The organism is Microcoleus sp. Pol7_B2, assembly GCF_036701035.1.
Taxonomy (GTDB): Bacteria; Cyanobacteriota; Cyanobacteriia; order Cyanobacteriales; family Microcoleaceae; genus Microcoleus.
The window spans coordinates 1-15099 of sequence record NZ_JAUBQB010000046.1 but is presented as its reverse complement, the minus strand read 5'-3'; the positions used below and the strand labels follow the sequence as shown (position 1 = coordinate 15099).

General features: G+C 44.5%; 16 protein-coding genes. 14 read left to right on the top strand and 2 right to left on the bottom strand.

Translation table 11 applies throughout. The features are described from left to right. Positions 1-99: 99 nt before the first annotated feature. From QUA57_RS17645 to QUA57_RS17635, 3 genes are all read left to right on the top strand, one after another. Positions 100-1113 carry a hypothetical protein gene (locus QUA57_RS17645; protein WP_333062631.1) on the top strand — a complete coding sequence of 338 codons (1014 nt, stop codon included), beginning with the start codon at positions 100-102 and terminating at the stop codon, positions 1111-1113. Between the two features lie 346 nt (positions 1114-1459). After that, positions 1460-2560, top strand: a complete 1101-nt coding sequence (locus QUA57_RS17640) for a glycosyl transferase (protein WP_333062633.1) — start codon at positions 1460-1462, stop codon at positions 2558-2560. A 96-nt stretch (positions 2561-2656) separates the two neighbouring features. Next, positions 2657-3073, top strand: a complete 417-nt coding sequence (locus QUA57_RS17635; protein ID WP_333062634.1) for a secondary thiamine-phosphate synthase enzyme YjbQ — start codon at positions 2657-2659, stop codon at positions 3071-3073. Here the strand turns inward: QUA57_RS17635 and QUA57_RS17630 are convergent. Next, entirely contained in the window at positions 3060-3575 is a 516-nt protein-coding gene (locus QUA57_RS17630; RefSeq protein WP_333062635.1) for a heme-binding protein, read from the bottom strand. The two genes, QUA57_RS17635 and QUA57_RS17630, sit on opposite strands and share 14 nt — an antisense overlap. A gap of 420 nt (positions 3576-3995) precedes the next feature. On the opposite strand from QUA57_RS17630, the gene QUA57_RS17625 reads away from it, so the two are divergent. Both QUA57_RS17625 and QUA57_RS17620 read left to right on the top strand, forming a co-directional pair. Next, on the top strand, positions 3996-5198 hold the full coding sequence (locus QUA57_RS17625; RefSeq protein ID WP_333062636.1) for an EAL domain-containing response regulator: 1203 nt from the start codon (positions 3996-3998) through the stop codon (positions 5196-5198). A 53-nt stretch (positions 5199-5251) separates the two neighbouring features. Beyond that, entirely contained in the window at positions 5252-6097 is an 846-nt protein-coding gene (locus QUA57_RS17620) for a prohibitin family protein (protein WP_333062638.1), read from the top strand. A gap of 136 nt (positions 6098-6233) precedes the next feature. On the opposite strand, the gene QUA57_RS17615 is transcribed toward QUA57_RS17620, so the two are convergent. Further along, positions 6234-7157 (bottom strand): LysR substrate-binding domain-containing protein, encoded by a 924-nt coding sequence (locus tag QUA57_RS17615; protein ID WP_333062640.1) that lies wholly within the window; start codon positions 7155-7157, stop codon positions 6234-6236. Positions 7158-7540: 383 nt separating this feature from the next. Here QUA57_RS17615 and QUA57_RS17610 point away from each other — a divergent pair, with 383 nt between their 5' ends. The 9 genes from QUA57_RS17610 (at position 7541) to QUA57_RS17570 (ending at position 14914) form a co-directional block, all read left to right on the top strand. Further along, complete coding sequence (locus QUA57_RS17610; RefSeq protein WP_333062641.1) at positions 7541-9043, top strand: APC family permease; 1503 nt, start codon at positions 7541-7543, stop codon at positions 9041-9043. A 212-nt stretch (positions 9044-9255) separates the two neighbouring features. Further along, entirely contained in the window at positions 9256-9960 is a 705-nt protein-coding gene (locus QUA57_RS17605) for a cadmium resistance transporter (RefSeq protein WP_333062644.1), read from the top strand. 20 nt (positions 9961-9980) lie between these two features. Beyond that, entirely contained in the window at positions 9981-10643 is a 663-nt protein-coding gene (locus QUA57_RS17600) for a cadmium resistance transporter (protein WP_333062645.1), read from the top strand. 539 nt (positions 10644-11182) lie between these two features. Then, complete coding sequence (locus QUA57_RS17595) at positions 11183-11848, top strand: hypothetical protein (protein ID WP_333062646.1); 666 nt, start codon at positions 11183-11185, stop codon at positions 11846-11848. A gap of 150 nt (positions 11849-11998) precedes the next feature. Further along, complete coding sequence (locus QUA57_RS17590) at positions 11999-12421, top strand: DUF202 domain-containing protein (RefSeq protein WP_333037782.1); 423 nt, start codon at positions 11999-12001, stop codon at positions 12419-12421. Between the two features lie 15 nt (positions 12422-12436). Continuing rightward, the gene (locus QUA57_RS17585; protein WP_333062648.1) at positions 12437-12883 is read left to right on the top strand and encodes a DUF202 domain-containing protein; all 447 of its coding nucleotides are present in this window, start codon (positions 12437-12439) and stop codon (positions 12881-12883) included. A gap of 19 nt (positions 12884-12902) precedes the next feature. Next, entirely contained in the window at positions 12903-13139 is a 237-nt protein-coding gene (locus QUA57_RS17580) for a hypothetical protein (RefSeq protein WP_333062649.1), read from the top strand. Between the two features lie 172 nt (positions 13140-13311). Next, positions 13312-13815, top strand: a complete 504-nt coding sequence (locus QUA57_RS17575) for a hypothetical protein (RefSeq protein WP_333062651.1) — start codon at positions 13312-13314, stop codon at positions 13813-13815. Between the two features lie 304 nt (positions 13816-14119). Then, a complete protein-coding gene (locus QUA57_RS17570) occupies positions 14120-14914 on the top strand; it encodes a sulfite exporter TauE/SafE family protein (RefSeq protein ID WP_333062652.1) in 795 nt (264 codons plus the stop codon). The last annotated feature ends 185 nt before the right edge of the window (positions 14915-15099 follow it).

The following is a 15099-nucleotide window of genomic DNA, read 5'->3' as shown; positions in this document are numbered from 1 at the left end:
AGTTGACAATTTTTACAAAATAAGGTCTAATACAGCAGAATCACCGACCTATTTCTAGGTAATTAAGTAATTAATTGGCATTCTACCAGATTTTATTAAATGCTAAGATTGATTTTACGGATACTTGCATGGCTGCGCGGGGGAAGTTTAAATTTGTTGCTCATCGCAGGTGTAATCCTGATAATTTGGGGCATTCTTTCGCCGGTGGGGACTGTTATATGGTGGCTGAATCAAAGTGCCGAAACTTTGGGTCTCAAGAAAAACCCGCCGGAGATATTACCCTCAAACAAGGGCAATTTAGAAGCCCGCAAGTCTTCGCAACTCAATTGTTATATCATCTTTTTACCGGGAGTTGGGGATTTTTCGGGGGACGAATTAACCCCTGGCGAAGAGTTCTTTCTCAAGCGTTTAGTTAAAACTCACCCGCAGTGCGTAGCAGTGGGCGATGTTTTTCCTTATTCAGCGTCTAACAAAAGTTTAGGAGGAGAGCGATGGCTAGCTCCTTTTTGGCGGTTTGCAGAACAGGCAAAAAAAGGGCCGATTGCGGGGAATATATTCATTAAAATTCGCAATCTCTGGAGGTTTGCAATTTCTCTAGATTATCGCTACGGCTTTGCATACAATCAGGGAATGGCTAATGCAATTATCGATCGCATGAATGCTCAATCTCCCATTTCAGTTAATTCTAAACAACCTTTGAAAGTTATTTTAATTGGCACTAGCGGCGGCGCACAAGTTGCTTTGGGTGCTACTCGCTATCTTAAAGAATGGCTGAAGGCCGAAATTACCGTTGTTTCGGTTGGAGGCGTCTTTTCAGGAGAAAATGGTTTTGCAGAGGCCGATCGCATTTTCCACTTTCGCGGCACTCGCGATTCAATTGAGGATATCGGTGGCATAGTTTTTCCGAGTCGCTGGTACTGGTACGCGACTTCTCCCTTCAACCAAGCTCGTTTGCAAGGCCGCTATGCAGAAGCTTTGAGTGGCCCTCACAAGCACGACGGCGATGAGGGATATTTTGGGGAAAATCTGGCGGCGGACGGTAAAAAGTATGTAGATATAACGCTGGACAAGATTAATCAATTGCCTGTTTGGTCTAAGGGTGCGTCCGATTGATCAGTTCTTGCATATTGGATCCCTGTAAAATTATAATTAAGTTAGGAAGAAAAATTTGAGTTTTAATTTATTCATAAATAGAAGAGTGCCGTTCATCATTAAAAACTAATTTTAGTATAGTCAATAATAATAAAACTCTTCTGGGCAGTTGCTCAGAGGAACGCCAGGAATCTACAAGTTAAATACACAACCGCTTAGTCATTAGTCATTCGTTATTAATTGTGTCATTGTTGGTGGTGCGTCGCTTGAAGCTTGGCATTGTTGCCTTCCAGTCTCTATCGCAATTCCCGATCCCCGATGCCCAATTCCCAATTCCCAATTCCTAATTCCCAATTCCTAATTATCAATGTCTCGACCAACATTATATATTGCCATCACCAATCACGGATTCGGCCACGCTGTCCGAGTTGCTTCCGTAGCTGCAAAAATTCAAGAATTAAATCCAGATATCTTACTAATTATCACAACAACAGCACCTCGCTGGCTGCTAGAATGTTATATTGGTGGCGACTTTATCCACCGTCCCCGCGCTTTTGATGTGGGTGTCGTGCAAGCTGACAGTTTGAATATGGATAAAGACGCGACGCTGGAAAAATTGCGGGAAATTAGGAAAAAGCAAAATTCCCTAATTGCGGGTGAAGTTAATTTTATCAAGCAAAATCGGGTGGGTTTGGTGCTGGCAGACATTCCTCCTTTGGCAACGCGAATGGCGGCAGCGGCTGGGGTTCCTTGCTGGATGATGAGCAATTTCGGGTGGGATTTTATCTATCGCGAGTGGGGCGGGGAATTTGTAGAAATGGCAGATTGGATTGGTGAATGTTTCGGAATGTGCGATCGGCTTTTTCGTCTTCCATTACACGAACCGATGGCAGCTTTCCCAAATATTCAAGATGTGGGCTTGACTGGCGGCAATCCTCGCTACAGTAATGAAAAAATTCGGGAAGTATTCGGCATCGAAACACCGCTGGAAAAAACTGTATTGCTGACTTTCGGCGGATTGGGTTTAGAAGAAATTCCTTATCAAAATTTACAGCAATTTAGCGACTGGCAATTTATTACTTTTGATGCGGGATCTCCCGATTTGCCGAATTTGATTTATGTCAAAAATCAGGAGTTTGCACAATCTTTCCCGATTTTACCTCGTCCGGTTGATATTATGCCTGTTTGCGGGCGCTTAGTTTCTAAACCGGGATACAGCACTTTTGCGGAAGCTTTGCGCTTGGAAATACCTGTTGTTTCTATAATGAGAGAAGGTTTTGCGGAAGCTGCGGTGTTGCTGGAAGGGATTCAAAATTATGCGGAACATCAAATCTTGACGGAGACGGAATTTTTTGAGGGGGAGTGGGAGTTTTTGCGACAACCGCTGCATCCGCCCTGTTTGTCGGATAAATTGGATAAAAATGGTACGGAGGCGATCGCCCAAGCTGTTGTAGACTATTTTGCATAAGTGCGATTAGAAATCGATCTTACACAAACAAAGTCTACCTCCGCCGACAGAAGACTTTTGCATCAGTCTCATCCAAAATCTCAAATCTAAAATCGAATGAATCACTATCAACAGATACTCAAGATTCAAACTACAGGGAAATCTCTGTGCAAAATCACTCCTAAGATAGAAGATGTGGTGGCGAATTCAGGTATTAAAACGGGACTTTGTAGTTTATTTTTGCGCCATACTTCTGCTAGTTTGGTGATTCAAGAAAATGCTGACCCGGATGTACTTAAGGATTTGGCTAACTTTTTGGCTAAACTGGTACCGGAGGGCGATCGCTACATTCACGATGCGGAAGGCCCAGACGATATGCCGGCGCACATTCGCACTGCGCTGACTCATACTTCTGAACAAATCCCGATCGATCGCGGCAGGTTGCTGTTAGGAACTTGGCAGGGAATTTACCTGTGGGAACACCGCCAGCGGGGTCACATTCGCGAATTAGTTGTTCACGTCAGCGGCACTTGATCGGAATTTGTACCTCGCTGATTTTAGTTGCTTCCGGCGTCATCGGGGAATTGTAAAAAAAGCGGCGCGGCGGCCCGACTATTTCGTATTCGGGATGTTCTTGAAGCCAATCTTTGAGTTTCTGGAGGTTATTTTCGTAGCTTTCCCAAGTGTAGGCCCCGCGCACGCCGATGCTGACAACTGTCATCGCAGAAGTATCTGTGACTTCTACAGCGGAGTTAACGCTGCTGGGGGCGATATTTGGTGCGGGATAGAGGAACGAAACTTCTGCTTGGGGAACTGCATCGATTTGCCCGGAAGTTTCCGTGTAGCGCGCTTCTACTGGCGTTGTCATCGCTATTTGGTTGTTGCTGATGTGTTGAAATAAGGGATTGAAGGCGATGCCAGTTGCTCGTCGCAAATCGCCCGCGTGGGTGTAGGTGACAGCGCGGTAGTGAGGATATTGCTTAACTTCTATGACCCCAATCTGTGCGGGTTCAGGGAATCCAGTAGGTAATACCATTTAAGATTTAAAAGTTTAGATTTTACATTGAAGAATGGGGAAGACTGACTCCACAAGGGTTTGGAACTTGCTTGCAGTTGCATTATTTTTGGCAACTGGTATAAATAGGCTGAGATTGTTTGCAGACAATCGTTCAGGTGGCACAATTAGTTTAGCAGTTATTTAAGGCGCTGCTAACTATCGATCGCCTAGAATTAGTTGAGAGATTATTAATTAACCTCGTAATAATACGGACGGCACTGAGTAACCAGAGAAACATTAATCTAGTTGTGCTTGAAAAATTAGCGTTTTTCCGGTGTTTGCTATTTGTGTCGGAAAATATTCCGCTGTTGGGCCCATCGAGCTGTGCGTTCTCAGTTATTGGGACGCTTATCGCGTTCAGTAACGCCTATCAATTATATCGCTTTCAGGGAATGACGTATGAAAAAGATTCTAGTGATTGAGGACGAGCAAGTAATTCGCGAGAATATTCTCAAACTCCTCAAAGCTGAAGGTTTCGACGTGAGGGGTGCAGAAAATGGAGCACAAGGTTTATATGCGGCAGTGTCAAATGTTCCCGACGTGATTATTTGCGACGTGATGATGCCAGAACTTGACGGGTATGGGGTGCTGATGGCCTTGCGATCTAATCCTGTTACTGCTACAGTACCTTTTGTTTTTCTCACCGGTAGAGCCGATCGCTCTGAAATGCGACAAGGTATGGAATTGGGAGCAGATGATTACCTGACTAAACCTTTTAGTAAAGCTGAACTGGTGGGCGCGGTATCGAGCCGTTTGAAAAAACAAGAAGCTGTCGCAGAACAGTACAATACTTTGCGATCGCAAAGCAGCGAATTTATCCAAAATACTGCCGACAAATTAGAGCAGATAAGAACCCGTTTGTGCAACGCACTGGAACGAGAAGAATTCCAAGTTTACTATCAGCCGCAAGTCAATGTCCAGACAGGTAAGATTATGAGCGCAGAAGCTTTAGTGCGCTGGGTACATCCAGAAAAAGGGCTAATTTCGCCTGCAGAATTTATTCCCCATGCCGAAGAAACTGGCTTCATTGTAGAGTTAGGCGAGTGGGTTTTGCAGACAGCCTGCCAGCAAATGCAAGTTTGGCAAAATGCTGGTTTTCCGCTCCGAATAGCTGTGAATCTGTCGCCGCGCCAATTTCACCAACCGGATCTCAGCAGCAGAGTTGCCCAAATTTTAGCAGAAACTGGTTTGGAAGCGAGCAGTTTGGAATTAGAGCTGACAGAAAGTTTGATGGTAGAAGATGCCGAAAGTGCGATCGCGACTTTGCAACACTTGAAAAATTTGGGAGTTTGTATATCTCTTGACGATTTCGGAACTGGGTATTCTTCTTTAAGCTATCTGACGCAATACCCTTTCGATACTTTAAAAATAGACCGCTGTTTTATCAGCAATATCACCGATGGCTGCACAAATGCAGCGATTGTGAAAGCTATTATTGAAATGGCGCACAGTCTCTGTCTTGAGGTTATTGCCGAAGGAGTTGAAACAGAAACCGAAAAAGATTTTCTCTGGCGCTATAAGTGCGATATAATGCAAGGATATTTGTTTAGTCCTCCTTTGGCAGCAGCGGATTTTGAACAGTTGTTGAGGGCAGGAAAATAGAATACCTATTAAGTCAATATTGAGCAGACAATTAAGTGCGATCGGGGTGAAACATGGTTTTAGAATCCAGCAGTAACGTTGACACACTCAAACCAAGCAATAAAAAAAATAATGATGTTTACATAGCTGTTAAACTAGCTCTATTGATAGTGTTTTTAGCTATTTTGTCCAAATTTTTTGTCATTGTCAACGCTGGAGAAAGGGGCGTGGTGATGCAGTTTGGTAAAGTGCAAGAACAGGTACTCGGAGAAGGAATTCACGTAATAGTCCCCACAGTTTATAGTGTAAAAAAGTTGAGCGTCAGGGTGCAAAAACAGGAAAGTTCCGCTGAAGCCTCCTCAAAAGATTTGCAAGATGTTTTCACGGATGTAGCGCTAAATTGGCATATTATCCCAGAAGAAGCAAATGCTATTTTTCAACAAATAGGTGACGAAAAAGAAGTCGTGGCTCGCATTATAGAGCCGGCGGTTGAAGAAGTATTAAAAGCAGTGATGGCAAAATACACGGCTGAAGAAATTATTACTAAACGGGGAGAAGTTAAAGCCGCCGTCGATGATTCTTTGACCTTGAGGCTGGTGACATATCACATTGCAGTTGACGATATTTCTTTAGTACACGTTCACTTTTCTGAGCGGTTTAGCGAGGCGGTGGAGGCGAAACAAATTGCCGAACAGGAGGCAAAAACAGGGGAGTTTTTAGCGCTGAAGGCCGTAAAACAGGCAGAGGCTAAGGTGAATTTAGCCAAGGGAGAAGCCGAAGTGCAAAGGTTGCTGCGGGACAATTTGACTCCGGAACTTTTGGAAAGGCAGGCTATAAAAAAATGGGATGGGAAATTGCCGGTGATTGTTGGTGATGGGGGTAAAAATTTATTGGATTTGAGGAAATTGGTTGAGAGATAATTATACTCCTGGACGCACGAGTGGGGAGAAACCGGGTTTTTTACGAAAATACACGGCGTTTAGCTTTTTATGTTGGTAAAAAAACTGGTTTCTTGAGTATTGGTGCGTAAGTGATCAATTAGCAATTACCAGCACCTTAAGTTAATATCTGTTCAAAAGCTTTAGTAATTGCAGTTTGAAAACGCTGTCGGTGCTTCAGTTTTAAAACGGGTTTAATTATTTCAAAACATACATTAGAACTTGGTTGGCTATCTATAAGTTTAATCGCTCGTAGTGTAGATAGCTGCAATTCTTTTTTTACCATCAATTCAGGAATAGCGGCTGCACCTGTGCCACTTTCCACCACTGCTTTTACCATTTCACTGCTATTCAAAACTAAAGTTACATTCAATTCATTGGGATTAATGCCCCAACTTTGCAAAGCTTGTTCCAACATTTGCTGAACTCCAGAACCAGCTTCTCGCATCACCCAATCCGTTTCCGCAATTTCCGCTAAACTCACATCTGCACGTTCAAACCAAGGGTGAGATTTGCCAACTACAATCAGCAAGCGTTCGCTGCCTACAACTTCTTCTTTCAGAGTGATCTTAAGCGAAGCTTTGATGTCTCCCGTCACTAAACCCAAATCAAATGTTCCCGTCGCCGTCCCCGCACAAATTTCTTCGGCATTTGCCAAAGTACAATTCACGCAAATACCAGGATATTTTTGTTTGAACTTGCTAAGTTTATCAGGCAACCAATAATTGCCAATGGTCAGACTGCAACCCAAGTTTAAATCGCCTCGTTGCAAGTCGTTCAACTCCCGCAAACCTCTCTCAGTCAAAGCAACTTGGTCGAGAATTTTCTGAGTTTCAACTTGCAGCAACTTCCCAGCATCTGTGATTTCGATGCGGCGGCCGATGCGGTGAAATAGTTTTACTCCGTATTGCGCCTCTAAGCTTTGGATTGTCGCGCTGACAGCGGGTTGGGTGATGTAAAGTTCCTCGGCTGCGCGGCTGAAGTGCAGGTGTTCCGCGACAGCTAGAAAAACTCGCAGTTGGTCAAGCGTCATTCCGGCCATGCTGAGTACCCTTTTACTAAATACAGTTATTTTTTGAGATTAAAATCTCTGGCGACTAAACTTTGACTTGAACTTTTCGATCGAGTCTCTGGTACAGATTGGAATTCCCCAAAAAGCACGGTTCCCAGCCGGTATTTGAAATTTACTTTTAAGGTCAAGGGTTTGAGCTTTTGACGACAGATAGGTCTGCTATTCCAACAGTTCTTATCGGGGTGGCACTGCATCACTTGTATTTATTAATTCGATAAAAAACAACATTTGATTCTACCCCTCAAGAGCCTTAATGTGATACTTAAGCTTCTAACGCAGGGCCCCATGCTGAAGCAGCACCGACAAGTTTAAGCCGATCGCCAAAAGTTGATCGACAAAAAGAGAGAAGATAAATGACCAAGAAAACGCCAAAAAATCACAGTCCCCACGGCTTAAAGCCGGACTGCCTCTCCTTCGGGGAGGTTTTAGCTCAATCCTTTGCCGTCATTGCACCTACAACGATACCAGCATCTAATATAGGGTTAATTGTCGCTCTTTCGGGTAACGGGGCTTGGCTGAGCTTTCTCATCGGCTTGATAGGCCTAGTATTTGTCAGCATCAATATCAACCAATTTGCCAGCAGATCGGCTTCTGCAGGTTCTCTTTATTCTTATATTGTTAAAGGACTAGGCCCGACTGCCGGCGTAATTTGCGGCTGGAGTTTGGTACTGGCTTATCTATTTACTGCGATGTCCGTTTTGTGTGGTTTTGCCAACTTTACGGGTACTTTCATCGGTCATTTAGGCATCCATCCCTCACCGATTACGCTGTTAGCGATCGGGGCCGGCGTTGCTTGGTATGCAGGTTATAAAGATATCCAGCTTTCAGCTATGGCGATGCTGTGGCTGGAGGGGGTATCAGTGGGAGCGATTTTTATTTTGGGAATGATCATCTGGGCGCACAAAGGTTTTGCCCTGGATATGTCCCAATTAACTTTGGAAGGCGTAACTCCGGGGAACATAGCGACGGGACTTGTCTTAGTAATGTTTGGTTTCTCTGGTTTTGAAAGTGCTACATCTCTGGGCGACGAAGCGAAAAAACCCTTAAAAAATATCCCCAGGGCTGTCATGGGCAGTGCTGTCATGGCAGGCTTATTCTTCATTCTGATGACCTATATTGAGGTTTTGGGTTTTAGCGGTACTGGAGTTTCTATTACTGATAGTGAAGAACCTCTGACTTTTCTATCGCAACAAGTGGGCATGGGCTGGCTGGGAGAGTTAGTGGCTTTAGGCGCTTTATTTAGCTTTTTTGCTTGCGTGCTCGGCAGCATCAATCCAGCGGCGAGAGTGTTTTTTATGATGGCGCGGCACGGTTTGTTTCACTCTTCATTAGGTGTAGCGCATTCATCTAATAGAACTCCCCACGTTGCAGTAACGATGTGTACATTTATGACATTTTTGGTGCCGGCTGTGATGTCTATGTTTAACATCAAACTGTTTGATTGTATGGGTTATTTGGGGGCAATTTGCAGCTACGGATTTTTAACGGTATACATCTTGATTTCGATCGCGGCTCCGGTTTACCTGCACAAAATTGGTAAATTGCGCCTGCAGGATGTGGTGTTCTCGGTGGTGGCGATCGCATTTATGATGATTCCGATTGCCGGTAGTGTGGGCATTCCAGGCAGCACTATGTTCCCAGTTCCCGAAGCTCCTTACGATGCGTTTCCTTACTTGTTCTTGATGTATTTGGTTGCTAGTTGCGGATGGTTTGTCTTGCAGCGGCGGCGCTATCCTGGACTTGTGGGTTCGATGGAGCAGGGTATTGACGCAATTCATGCCAAGTTCGACGAAGAAAATGCAATTTACGGTGGTGTTCGATTGAAAGCAGTCCCCTTTGACAGTGATGGTTTTTGATTAGCAGTTAGCAGTTCGCAGTCAGGGCGAAGAGTTTTTAGCAACTGGGTTTTTCCTGAGATATTGCAGCATTATCGATCGGCATTTCAAGGGCAGGCTAGGAGCAACTAGCCACAATAAAATTGAATTTGTGTGGAACGGGCTAAAGAGCCAGTTCCTAAGATACGATCCCAGCGAGTACAACGAAATAAAAAATCTGAGGAAACACGGAAATGAATGAGTTACTAACAGCAATTTCTACTGGTATGACAGCTTTTACGGCTACGAATCTTGACGATATTCTGATTCTGCTGCTGTTTTTTTCGCAGGTGAATGCAGTATTTCGGCGCAGGCATATCGTCTTTGGTCAGTTTCTGGGCTTTACTGCACTGGTTTTTGCTAGCCTTCCGGGGTGTTTTGGCCGCTTAATCTTTCCCCCAGATTGGATCGGAATGCTGGGTTTGCTGCCAATTGCGATCGGGCTTAGCCGCTTGCTGAATCCAGAAACTCACGATTCGGAAGCTGAGGCAGAATTAGAGCAATCTGAGAAATCTTTTTTTAGCAGTTTTCTGTCTCCTCAAACTTACAGCGTAGCAGCGGTGACGGTGGCAAATGGGGGCGACAATATCGGGATATATGTGCCGCTTTTTGCTAGCAATACTTTAGAAAGTTTGGCGGTGATTCTCGGCGTATTCTTCGCGATGGTGGGCGTTTGGTGCTACGCTGCTTATCGGTTAATTCAGATGCCGGCTATCGCGGATACTTTGACTCGCTACGGCAATCAGCTTGTGCCTTTTGTTTTAATCGGATTGGGAATGGCGATTCTGGTTAAAAGCGGCACTCTGGCAAGCCCAACTTTAAGTATAATATCTTTAGTTGGTTGCGCTTTCTGTTTGATAACTATGAGCAGAAGTAACGCCAGCGAAACGGAAGTTTAGAAAGATTGCAGGGACAGCACATGAATTGGATTGCAGCAGCGATTATTGCCGGGATTACATCTTTTGCCGCAACCAATATAGACGATATGGTGCTTTCGATGCTGTTCTTTGCCCAGGTAAATGATACTTTCCGCCCCCGGCATATCTTTGTCGGTAAGTACCTCGGATTTGCAGCACTTATCGCTGCTAGTTTGCCCGGTTTTTTTGGCGGTTTAATTGTGCCGAAAGCTTGGATTGGCTTGCTGGGTTTGCTTCCGATCGCGATCGGCATCAGTCACTTAGTCAAGCCAGAAAATGAGGAAAATGACGTACAAGCAGTATCGGGCGAATTTAACCGTCAATCCAACTCATCTGCTGTGTCAAAACTCGCCAATCTTTTCAATCCCCAAACTTTGAATGTGGCTGCGGTAACAGTGGCCAACGGGGGTGACAACATCGGTATTTATTTGCCGCTGTTTGCTAGCAGCGATTTGCCGAGCTTGGTGGTGATTTTGGCGGTTTTCTCGGTGATGGTAGGTGTTTGGTCTTATGTCGCGTACCGATTAACTCGCCAAAGGGCGATCGCCCCTATTTTGACGCGCTATACCAAGGCTGTTGTCCCTTTTGTCTTGATTGGTTTGGGAATATTCATCCTGATTGAAAGTGGTAGTTATCGGCTGCTTCCGCCATTTCAATCTAACTAATGCTCAGCCAATGTTCTGCTACTTTCATCCCTCTATAGGTAGATAATTTGCCATAAGTCACAAGTCCTAACTCATCACTTTTTCCTTAACAATTGTTTGCTTAAAAAATGCGCTAAATTGCTTGATTTTAATCAACAAATATGCTAAGTTAATAATGAAGTGAGTGACAAAGCTAAAAGCAGCTTCAAACTAATTTAGCCTCAAGTATTCACGAAACTTAAAACCATCTTTTAAGCTAGCCAATTGCCCGACTTAGGCAACAATATACCTCTTGTCTCAAGAAATCCTGTAGTGGTGAATCAAAGCGAGCTAAAAACTTGACGATGAATCCCTAAAAGCTCGCCCTATCGCTTCGCCACTACCCCACGCAGAGCGAATTTGACAATAGGTATCATGCAAAAAAAACAGATTTTTTGCTTCTGGAAAATTTGGTTTCTCAGGCAAACCCGTTAAAGAGATATCGTTTTTGCCTAAGTCCTAAAATAGCAAGCAAACAGAAAGTTGGAAAAAACCTGACAATCTAGAAAAGGAGAAAAATTGTGAAAATCTTCAAATTTGTTTTAGTGCTCTTGGTAATGGTCGCCAATTTAGTATTCGTTCCTCCCTCCTGGGCCGACGCTCCAAAAACGCCGAAATATGCGAGCAATCCCGATTACATAGAGGTGACTGAAGCTCTGAACACTCTAAAGGCAGCGAAAGACGCACCCGATACCGCCCAGAATTATACCCCTGAGGAACTCCGGAAAAAAATCGCTCAATTGGAGTTTCAAAAATACACTTTAGAAACGGGAAAACCTTGGGGTCAGTGCCGCAACGAAACCGGAAAAACCCTGGCTGTCTACGGCCCGAAACGCAAAAAAGCAGCGGAGTCTTCTTACGAGAATGCCCTTTATTTTATAGCTGACGGCCAAACAACTGAACATAAATGGGATTGCGATGGAATTTATCTACCCAGCGATATCAAAGCAACCGATTTAAGGGCGACCGATCAACCTTCCGAAGAATTGACGGGCGGTCTAGCTGTTAAGATAGTTGACGGAACTCAAGTTGTAGCGAGAGCTAATCCCGATACGGGGGCTGTAGAATTCAACGTTCCTACTGCTAAAGTTTTCCAGCCTGGGGATGCGAATTGGTTTGTTCCTGATGTGACTCAGGCGTACATAGATACGCAAGTTCCCAACGCACCTACTGAGGAAAATGATTAGGTTTGGTGAAGTTGTAATGTGATCGGCTGTTTAAAGCCCGTTGCAACGCAAGAACCGCCGGGGAGGGGAGCGCTCCCCGGCGGATAATCGTCCCAGAGAAAATATATCGGTTTACCTTCTTATTTCGAGTTAAAATTAAAAGGTTGATCTATGCTATTAAATTGGAAATCCACAAAAGTAAATACAGAAAAGACTAGGCGACCAAATCCGTCTCGGGTGCGGGATCACTTGGCAAACGAGCGCACTTATTTAGCATGGATGCGGACAGCAATATCGTTGATGGGTTTTGGCGTAGTTATCGTGCGCCTTCGCACCTTTCATCCCCCTCTACTCCCAACTCCCGGCAATGGCTGGAAGTTGGGTTTGCTTTTTTCAGCAGTGGGTTTGCTGACGGTGTTATTCTCAACTAAGCACTACTTTGGCGTCCGTCACGATATCGATTACGATACTTATGAACCTACCGATCGCTGGGTAATTCTTTTCAGCCTCGCGATCGCCATCCTAGGGGCTGGGGTAATTTATTATATGTTCACCGTTCCTTCTAGCTCATTTGGTTTGATGGCACCTGAATAATGGTGGCGGTTTAATATGAATATTAAAGAGTTCGACCGCGTGCAATTATCGTTCAAACCGATGCAAGTAGATGATGAGAAACCAAAGCAGCAAAATCTGTCGCGGGCGATCGATCGATCGGCAAATGAGCGCACCTTCTTAGCCTGGATGCGGGCCGCGATCGCCCTCATGGCTTTTGGCGTCGTCATCATCCGACTTCGCGTCGTGCAAATGCCCGTAGATTACCGTCAGGCGATGGGGTGGAAGTTGGGTTTAATCTTCTCTCTAATAGGTTGGGTGACAGTCTTAATCTCAACTGTGCATTACTTCACCGTTCGCCACCAAATTGACCACGATACCTACAATCCCCCAGACGCCATGGTTTTATTTTTCAGTTTCGCTGTGGGCTTATTGGGAATTGGAGTAATTTATTCGATTTTGGCAATCGCCCTGAGCCCAAGTAGTTCTGTCATACCCGATTGATTGTCAACAGGAGTTAATTATGAACAGCGATACAGTTGCCACGATCGCTTCCATTATCATCTTAGGTGCTGCTATCTGGGCAGCATTCGTAGTGCTGGAGACTGTCGCGAAAATAGTCCCTAAATTGCTGGGCGTGACAGTCGCGATCGGGCTTTTGCTCGTTTACCTGCAATATTACTGGGGCATCGATACTGCATATCTTTGGCAAACTGTCAAGCATTTGCCTGAAGCTTTCAATTTCTCGATCGGCGCTTAAATCATCACCAGCCAGCATTCTCAACAACCTCTCCCGGATAGATATTTTTGTACCGGGAAAAAACTAGATTTAGCCGATCGCCCCGGAAATACGGTAACTTTATCGACTTACTAGACATAACTGATTTGGGCTGTTAAACTACGGTAAGTCGATCGAGTAATGAGCTATTAACGTGGAAAACGCTAAAAAAGTCATTGAAGAGTACCAGCTTGCAGGACAACTGACCCAACAGTTGCCAGAAGCTAAGGGCTTTAACGAAGTCTGGTTTAAAAAGATCCGAGGCGGGTTGCTTCTGGCAATTGGATATTTGCTATCACCCCTGTGTTGGTGGAACGACATATTTTTCAATCTGCCAATTGCCTACGCCTTTGGGTATATCTGTAGTTGGCTTTCCCCAGACTTACTATTTCCTTGCACGATTGTCGGCTACTGGCTTTCCAATATTGTGGGAATTCTGTTGATGCAGCTAGGAACTTTAGATGTTTTTACAGACAAACCCAAGGGCAAAAACCTCAAAAAAGAGTTATTGACGGGTTTAGTATCATCAACCGCCTTCACTCTTGTCATTGTGGCATTGATTCATTTTAATGTTCTCGAAACTCCCGATTTCTTTGCCGGCCAGCAGTCGGTTAACCTCAGCTCTGCTTTACCTGTGACGCTCGTCACTTCAAGGTAGAACGCCGAATATACACCCCATAAATGAATCCAGGGTTTTTCATCAGTTACACAGGTACATATAAGAAAATCAGGGAGCTTTGACACTACAATTTCTGTAGTCTTGTTTATTTGCATTTACTTACTTTTACCAATAATATTGTTCCTGAAAACGCGGCTAGTCAAAAGCCTTGAAAAGACAAATTTTTGGTAAGACTTATTGAAATGCAAGTGAGATTTAGCCTGTGTAGCTGTGTTGTTGTAGCCGCCCAAGTTATCTATTTGTTGGTTGGCAGCGCTTAAATACACAGTTTTTGGGCATAACCGTGAACTACTTATTACTATCGTTTCTCAGCTTTTTTGTGGGCATTATCGTTGGTTTGACCGGAGTTGGCGGAGCCTCGCTCATCACCCCAATGTTAATTTTTGTTTTCCAAATTCCAGCATCAATTGCTATTAGTTCGGATGTCGTAGCTGCTACACTGATGAAAGTTGTTGGTGGCTTCAAACACTGGCAGCAAAGGACCCTCGACTTGCAAATAGTTAAGTGGCTGGCTTTGGGTAGCGTGCCCGGTTCGCTGACTGGCGTGTGGATTTTACACTGCATCAAATCCAGCGGCAGTCAGGACTTAGACAGCATATTGCTGCGTGTTCTTGGAGTAGGGATCGCCCTAATTGTCGCTTTATCGCTGACCCAATTAGTGGTCAAAACATTTTTCCCTAATTTTAAATTACCTTCGCCCCCTGAATGGGACTTAAATACTAATTATGGTCGTTTTTGTACTGTGGGTGCAGCAGCAATTTTAGGCTGCATAGTGGGAATCACTAGCGTGTCTTCCGGTGCGATGTTTGCACTGTTGCTGATTGCTTTTTTCCGCCTGGATACTTCTAAATTGGTGGGTACAGATATTTCCCAGGCGGCAATTTTGTTGATGTTTACATCTCTGGGACACCTCAGCCTCGGAACAGTAGACTGGAGTTTAGTATTGCCAATTTGGTTGGGTTCGGTGCCGGGAGTTTTGGTAGGTGCTAAATTCTGCCAAATTATGCCTCAACGCCCGCTAAAGTTTGTTATTTACGGAATGTTGGCGATGGCTAGTTGGAAGTTGTATCAAGTCTGAAAAGTAGGGTAAAATCAGGAGTATTGCTGTCAACAAATATGCGCTTTCGGTGCAGTCCTGCAGGGGTTTAAACCCCTGGCTCAAAGCTGAAGTCCTCTGAAGAGGACTATTACAGCACTTCCGGATGTTATGAGGTACAGTAGCAGCAATTAGCAAACCAGTTTTTGAGATGTTTGGGATTCATT

Coding starts and splice junctions, on each gene's coding strand:
- QUA57_RS17645 (WP_333062631.1), top strand. CDS start 100: ATGCTAAGATTGATTTTACGGATACTTGCATGGCTGCGCGGGGGAAGT.
- QUA57_RS17640 (WP_333062633.1), top strand. CDS start 1,460: ATGTCTCGACCAACATTATATATTGCCATCACCAATCACGGATTCGGC.
- QUA57_RS17635 (WP_333062634.1), top strand. CDS start 2,657: ATGAATCACTATCAACAGATACTCAAGATTCAAACTACAGGGAAATCT.
- QUA57_RS17630 (WP_333062635.1), bottom strand. CDS start 3,575: ATGGTATTACCTACTGGATTCCCTGAACCCGCACAGATTGGGGTCATA.
- QUA57_RS17625 (WP_333062636.1), top strand. CDS start 3,996: ATGAAAAAGATTCTAGTGATTGAGGACGAGCAAGTAATTCGCGAGAAT.
- QUA57_RS17620 (WP_333062638.1), top strand. CDS start 5,252: ATGGTTTTAGAATCCAGCAGTAACGTTGACACACTCAAACCAAGCAAT.
- QUA57_RS17615 (WP_333062640.1), bottom strand. CDS start 7,157: ATGGCCGGAATGACGCTTGACCAACTGCGAGTTTTTCTAGCTGTCGCG.
- QUA57_RS17610 (WP_333062641.1), top strand. CDS start 7,541: ATGACCAAGAAAACGCCAAAAAATCACAGTCCCCACGGCTTAAAGCCG.
- QUA57_RS17605 (WP_333062644.1), top strand. CDS start 9,256: ATGAATGAGTTACTAACAGCAATTTCTACTGGTATGACAGCTTTTACG.
- QUA57_RS17600 (WP_333062645.1), top strand. CDS start 9,981: ATGAATTGGATTGCAGCAGCGATTATTGCCGGGATTACATCTTTTGCC.
- QUA57_RS17590 (WP_333037782.1), top strand. CDS start 11,999: ATGCTATTAAATTGGAAATCCACAAAAGTAAATACAGAAAAGACTAGG.
- QUA57_RS17585 (WP_333062648.1), top strand. CDS start 12,437: ATGAATATTAAAGAGTTCGACCGCGTGCAATTATCGTTCAAACCGATG.
- QUA57_RS17580 (WP_333062649.1), top strand. CDS start 12,903: ATGAACAGCGATACAGTTGCCACGATCGCTTCCATTATCATCTTAGGT.